This window comes from Dethiosulfatibacter sp., assembly GCF_983023055.1.
This window is the reverse complement of sequence record NZ_CEZJXU010000145.1, coordinates 4,112-5,345: the sequence shown is the minus strand read 5'-3', so window position 1 is coordinate 5,345 and position 1,234 is coordinate 4,112. Positions and strand designations below refer to the sequence as shown.

2 protein-coding genes are annotated in these 1,234 nt (G+C 33.1%); both read right to left on the bottom strand.

Annotated features, from left to right (window positions below; all coding sequences use genetic code 11):
• Positions 1–678 (bottom strand): class I SAM-dependent methyltransferase (locus AC3AX0_RS06520; protein ID WP_487549498.1); only part of this gene is annotated, 678 nt, incomplete at its 3' end.
• 254 nt (positions 679–932) lie between these two features.
• Positions 933–1,234: amino acid synthesis family protein (locus AC3AX0_RS06515; RefSeq protein ID WP_487549497.1), on the bottom strand; the 302-nt coding region annotated here is incomplete at its 5' end.

Sequence of the window (1,234 nt, the reverse complement as noted above, 5' to 3'; positions counted from 1 at the left end):
AAGCTGTGTACACCTTTTCACACCATAATTATCGTAGTTTTTTCTGATTTTATCAACACAATCACAGAAGTATTCATACTTTGGATAACCACTTACAGACGCAAGTATTCCATCAAGCTTTCCTAGTTTTTTTTCTATTTTTTTATCAAATTCAAATGTCTCACTGTACTCTACTATCTCAAGAGACCTCAGATTTAAATCAGATGCAACCTTGATTATTTCTTCTTTTTCAAATGTTTTGTTATGTATCCTTCCCAGTTCAGTGTCTATCTCTGCTTCGAGAATATGAAGCATTCCATGAGTTTTTTTGCTGTTGTCGTCACAATCATGAAACATTTCATTGATTAAGAAATATCCATCATCTTTTAATACTCTAGTCATTTCATTTAGAACACCTTCCATGTCATTTAGATGATGAAGAGTGTTTGATATTGATACTGCACCGAAATAACCATCTGGATATTCCAAATCATATGCATTCATAAAATGAAACCTAATATTTTTTTCTTCCTTGAATTTCAGCTTGTCCAGCTCGTCCGTATTTATATCAATACCTATTAGCTTTTCATAGGATCTTGAATAGTCCTTCATTCTGAAGAGAAACTCCCCTCTTCTTGTTCCAATATCTATTGCCCTTCCAAGATCTTTATTCCCCAATGCTATTTTTAAATTTTCCATTTGAAATACTCCTTTCATATTTGTTACTGTATCAATCAATATTATATATAGTTATATTGCAATTATTGTGCCAACAAAACATATGTTAGAAACCGGTTTCAAAGGTTGTTTTTCTACTGTGACATTTCGTAATTGAAATACCTCATTTCAATTTCGCAACATTTTATCATCTTTAACAATAAAAATAAAGAAAAATAAAAGAACCTGCTCGTGAAAACTTTCTTCAGAGCAGGTTCTTCAGATTTATATTAAATTTATCTTAGGCCGTCTTCAAATTTTGCAGTTTCTATTGAAAGTCCGCCAACTCTTGGATGAGGTCTTCCACAGTTTGTGATTACAAGTCCAAGTACTATTTCATTAGCCATTGGAGCATCTGAAATTCTGATTTCCATTGAATCGAAATGAGTACGGATAAATGCTGCATCCTTGTGGTTAAGTCCTATGTCAAGAGTTGAACCCATTGTTCCGATTTTCTTGTTTGAAGGAATAAGCGCAAGTCCTCTAACAATTGCTTGTCTGAAAGGTTTTCCAAGCTTTGGATGCATAATTGCAGCAG